Annotated in this window: 5 protein-coding genes; 2 read left to right on the forward strand and 3 right to left on the reverse strand. The window is 74.0% G+C overall.

Annotation, left to right across the window (positions count from 1 at the left end; genetic code table 11):
- Positions 1-90 precede the first annotated feature (90 nt).
- Positions 91-903, forward strand: a complete 813-nt coding sequence (locus ACFXAM_RS37880; RefSeq protein ID WP_380298389.1) for a sterol carrier family protein — start codon at positions 91-93, stop codon at positions 901-903.
- A gap of 51 nt (positions 904-954) precedes the next feature.
- On the opposite strand, the gene ACFXAM_RS37885 is transcribed toward ACFXAM_RS37880, so the two are convergent.
- The 3 genes from ACFXAM_RS37885 to fbaA form a co-directional block, all read right to left on the reverse strand.
- Positions 955-1,926, reverse strand: coding sequence for a DUF3152 domain-containing protein (locus tag ACFXAM_RS37885; RefSeq protein WP_380298391.1), 972 nt, complete (start codon positions 1,924-1,926; stop codon positions 955-957).
- A gap of 186 nt (positions 1,927-2,112) precedes the next feature.
- Entirely contained in the window at positions 2,113-2,526 is a 414-nt protein-coding gene (locus ACFXAM_RS37890) for a DUF3151 domain-containing protein (RefSeq protein ID WP_350559147.1), read from the reverse strand.
- A 57-nt stretch (positions 2,527-2,583) separates the two neighbouring features.
- Positions 2,584-3,606: a class II fructose-bisphosphate aldolase gene (gene fbaA / locus ACFXAM_RS37895; RefSeq protein ID WP_380298393.1), complete on the reverse strand. Its 1,023-nt coding sequence runs from the start codon at positions 3,604-3,606 to the stop codon at positions 2,584-2,586.
- A 378-nt stretch (positions 3,607-3,984) separates the two neighbouring features.
- Here fbaA and ACFXAM_RS37900 point away from each other — a divergent pair, with 378 nt between their 5' ends.
- Entirely contained in the window at positions 3,985-4,707 is a 723-nt protein-coding gene (locus ACFXAM_RS37900) for a DedA family protein (RefSeq protein WP_380298395.1), read from the forward strand.
- The last annotated feature ends 66 nt before the right edge of the window (positions 4,708-4,773 follow it).

A 4,773-nucleotide genomic window follows, 5' to 3' on the forward strand; every position in this document is an offset into this window, starting at 1 on the left:
GCCCCGGCGGGGCGCACCCCCGCCCCGCGGGCCCCGGGGGGGGCCCGTACCCCCCCCCACCCGCCCGCCCCCGGGCGTATGTTGGGGGCCATGCCTGCCAAGTCCCGTACCTACCGGCCCGCCACGGTGCACGCCGCGCTGGTGGCGCAGATCGAGGCCCTGCGCGCGGCCGTCCACCGGCTGACCGCCGCCGAACTGGAACGGCCGACCCGGCTGGGGCAGTGGCGGGTGCGGGAGCTGGTGGCCCATCTGGGCCTGCTGCTGGAGCGGCTGCCCGGGCACCTGGACGCCCCGGTGCCGCCGGCGCCGCCGATCACCCTGTCCCGGTTCACCGAGCTGACCGGGACGGTCGCCGAGGCGGTCGACACCGATGTGACCGGGTACGCCGCACAGGAGTTCACCGGCCCGCCCGGGCAGGTGGCCGCCCGCTTCGAGCGCTCGGTGGCCGCCGCCCTGGCCGCCCTGGACGCCGTGGCGGACGCCGCCCCGGCGCGGCCGGTGGCGATGCGCTTCGGCCCGATGCCGCTCACCGAGTTCCTGGTGACCCGGCTGGTCGAGACGGTGGTGCACGCCGACGACCTGGCCGACGCGCTCGGCCCGGAGCCGTTCCCGCACGACCGGCAGGCGGTGGCCGCCGTCACCAGGATGCTCGCCGACGCCTTCGCGGAGCGGGTGCCCGGCGGCGCGGTCGAGCTGCGGGTGCCGCCGTACGCGGTGGTGCAGGCCGTCGAGGGGCCCCGGCACACCCGGGGCACCCCGCCGAACGTGGTCGAGACCGACCCGCTGACCTGGATCCGGCTGGCCACCGGGCGGGCCGGCTGGGAGGCGGCGGTCGAGGCCGTGACGGTGTCCGCGAGCGGCGAGCGCAGCGACCTGCGGGCGTACCTGCCGCTGCTCGGCTGACCGGGGAGGCGTCGCGGGTGTGTTCCGGTCACCGGCCCGGCGCGGGACGGCTCAGGGGACCGCGGGGCCGCTGAGGTAGCCGCCGTCGGTGCCGTACGGCCAGGCGTTGGGCGCGCAGCCCTTGAGCCCGTAGATCTGCTGCATCATCGCGGGCGCGGGCTTGCCGGGGCCGGGGCAGGTCTCGTGGCCGTGGCCGATCCGGTGGCCGACCTCGTGGTTGATCACCAGGGCCCGGTACTCGTCGATCGGGCCGTCGAACTGGGGTGAGCCGGTGGTCCAGCGCTTGACGTTGACCAGCACCTGGCTGCCGACGTTGCAGTTCACCTCGCCGTGGGTGTCGAGCCCGGCGGCGCCGCAGATCCGGTCCACGGTGGCGGGGGAGGCGATCTTCACGGTGAAGTCGTAGGCGCCGTCGGCGACCCGCTGGAAGCCGTTCTTCCGGTCGTTGGTCCAGCCGCGCCGGTCGGCCAGGATGCCCTGGATCTGCTGGGCGGAGGCCGCCGGGTCGATGCCGATGCCGTCCTCGACCTCGACCCGGTAGCGCCGGATCCGGCCCTTGCCGACCGGGTCGGCGGAGCCCGGGGCGACGGTGAAGGTGCCGGCCCCCTTGGCGGGGGCGCCCTCCGCGCCGCCCGGCGACGGGGTGGCGGAGGGGGTCGCGGACGTCGGGGCGGCGGAGGCCGGGGTCGGGGCCGGGGCGGGAGCCGCCGGCGGCGGGGGCGGCGGGGTCGCGGACGGCGTCGCGGTGGCAGGCGGCGGCGTGGTGGCGCCCCCGGGCGGGGCGACCCGGGCTTGGGCGGTCCGGTCGCCGCCGGGCAGCGCGTCGGGGCGGTTCAGCACGAAGACGGTGCCGCCGAGGATCGCCACCGAGGTGACCAGGGCGGCGAGCATGCCGGGCCCGATCCGGCGGCGCGGCGGACGCCGGCGGCGGGAGGCCGCCGCCCGGGGGCGCGTCGCGGCCGTCGCCCGGCGTGCGGGGCCGGCGGCGGTGCGGGATCTGCGGGCGGGGCTGGGTGCGGGCACGCTGGGGCTCTCTGTCGACCGGTGGGGCCGCGAACCCTCGAACTGACGTGCGCTCCCCCTCGCGGGCCCACCCTGACATGGCGGAGTGGTGAATGTCCACGTACCCGGTATGCACGGAACGCACAGAAACCGCCCCCGATGCCCGTGTTCGGGCCCCGGGGGCGGTGTCAGCGGGTGGTCCGGGGGTCAGCCCAGAGTGGCGGCGGCGGTCGGCGAGCTGTCGCGCAGGAACTGCGTGCAGCGCTCCGCCTCCTCCTTCTCCTCGATCGCGGCGGCGGCCCGGCCGAGCGCGTGCAGCGCCCGCAGGAAGCCGCGGTTCGGCTCGTGCTCCCACGGCACCGGGCCGTGGCCCTTCCAGCCGCTGCGCCGCAGCGCGTCCAGACCGCGGTGGTAGCCGGTGCGCGCGTAGGCGTAGGACTCCACGACGCGGCCGGCCGCGAAGGCGTCGTCGGCGAGCTGGGCCCAGGCCAGCGAGGAGGTCGGGAACTTCGCCGCGACCTCGGCCGGGGAGGCGCCGCCGGCCAGCAGCTCCAGCGGAGCGGGCTCGGCGGGCAGGTGCGTCGGGGGCGGACCCCCGAGGAGGTTCTCGTGAATGGTCATGCCCCCCAGTGAACCACCGGGGGGCACGGACCCAGGACCTCGCGCGGGGCGCGGGCCTTACTTCAGGCGGTTGCCGGCCGAGCGCAGCTGCTGCGCGGCCTCGGCCACGCGGGTGGCCATGCCGGCCTCGGCCAGCTTGCCCCAGGTGCGGGGGTCGTAGGTGTTCTTCTTGCCGACCTCGCCGTCGACCTTCAGCACGCCGTCGTAGTTGGCGAACATGTGGCCGGCGACCGGGCGGGTGAACGCGTACTGGGTGTCGGTGTCCAGGTTCATCTTCACGACGCCGTTCTCCAGCGCGGTGGCGATCTCCTCGGTGGTGGAGCCGGAGCCGCCGTGGAAGACGAAGTCGAACGGGTCGGTCTTGCCGTACTGCTTGCCGATCGCGTCCTGCAGCTCGCGCAGCAGCTCCGGCTTCAGCACGACGTTGCCGGGCTTGTACACGCCGTGCACGTTGCCGAAGGAGGCGGCCAGCAGGTAGCGGCCCTTCTCGCCCAGGCCCAGCGCCTCGGCGGTGCGGACGGCGTCGTTGACGGTGGTGTACAGCTCGTCGTTGATCTCGTGCGTGACACCGTCCTCCTCGCCGCCGGTCGGGGTGATCTCGACCTCAAGGATGATCTTGGCGGCGGCGGCCTGGGCGAGCAGCTCCTGGGCGATCGCCAGGTTGTCGCTCAGGGTCTCGGCGGAGCCGTCCCACATGTGCGACTGGAAGAGCGGGTTCCGGCCCTTGGCCACGCGCTCGGCGGAGACCGCCAGCAGCGGGCGGACGTAGCCGTCCAGCTTGTCCTTGGGGCAGTGGTCGGTGTGCAGCGCGACGGTGACGTCGTACTTGGCGGCGACGATGTGCGCGAACTCGGCGAGCGCGACGGCGCCGGTCACCATGTCCTTGTTGTGCTGGCCGCCCAGGAACTCCGCGCCGCCGGTCGAGATCTGGATGATGCCGTCACTCTCGGCCTCGGCGAAGCCGCGGAGCGCGGCGTGCAGGGTCTGCGACGAGGTCACGTTGATCGCCGGGTAGGCGAACTTGCCCGCCTTGGCCCGGTCCAGCATCTCGTTGTAGACCTCGGGAGTTGCGATGGGCATGCGAATCCGCTCCTGTCGGGTTGCGGCGTACGGACGGTGCTGTCCGACGCTGTGTACGCCTTGTGACGACTCCGGGGTACCGGGGCCGGTGCGCGGCTCTGCGGTGCGGCGGACCGGTACCAAGGTTCGAGGCAGCGGCCGCGGTGCGGCGATGAGGGTGTTCGCCACTGCGGGCCGGACGCCGGTGCCATCTTCCCAGAATGCCCACCGGCTCCACCATGCGGCCCGCCTGTCGGGACGGCGGGCGCACGGCGCTCCGCGGAGGTGGGAGCGGGGTGCGACGAAGGGGTGCGACGAAGGGGTGCGACGAAAGGATGAGCGCCCGCTCGGCCCCGGGGGCGAAGCCCTCGTGAAGACGGGCCCGCTATCCTGCGCCGTGTGGACTACAACCAGCTGGCCGTCAATCTGCTCGACGCCAAATCACTGATCTCGTCCCTCGGTGCCATCGGGCTGATCGCGATCATCTTCGCGGAGACCGGCCTCCTGGTCGGGTTCTTCTTCCCGGGTGACTCGCTGCTCATCATCGCGGGCGTGGCCTCCTCCAGCGCCGCCTCGTCGGTGCTCGGCGACAACGCGCGGCTGCCGATCGCGGCCCTGCTGATCGGGGCCCCGATCGCGGCGATCGCCGGCGCCCAGCTCGGGCACCAGATCGGTGTGAAGGTCGGACCGAGGATGTTCGACAAGCCGGAGTCGAAGATCTTCAAGCGCGAGTACGTGCTGAAGGCCGAGGAGTACTTCAACCGCTTCGGCCCCGGCAAGGCCGTCGTGCTCGCCCGCTTCATGCCGATCGTCCGGACCTTCCTGAACCCGGTCGCGGGCACCCTGGAGATGCCGGCCAAGACCTTCTTCCTCTGGAACGTGGTCGGCGGCGTGCTGTGGACCGAGTCGATGCTGCTGATCGGCTACTTCTTCGGCGACGCGCTCGCCCCGGTGATCGACAAGTACCTGATCCCGGCGGTGCTGCTGATCGTGCTGCTCTCGATCTCGCCGATGATCTTCGAGGTGCTGCGCGAGCGCAAGAAGAAGAAGGCCGGCGGCGCCCAGGCCGCCGAGGGCGGCGAGGCCGTCCAGGCCGGCGGTGGCCGGCACCGGCGCGACTGAGCCCGCTCCCGCGAACGGCCGGGGCCCGGTGTGTTTCACGTGAAACACACCGGGCCCCGGCCGTTC

The organism is Kitasatospora sp. NPDC059462 (assembly GCF_042749955.1).
In the GTDB taxonomy this organism is placed as follows: Bacteria; Actinomycetota; Actinomycetes; order Streptomycetales; family Streptomycetaceae; genus Kitasatospora.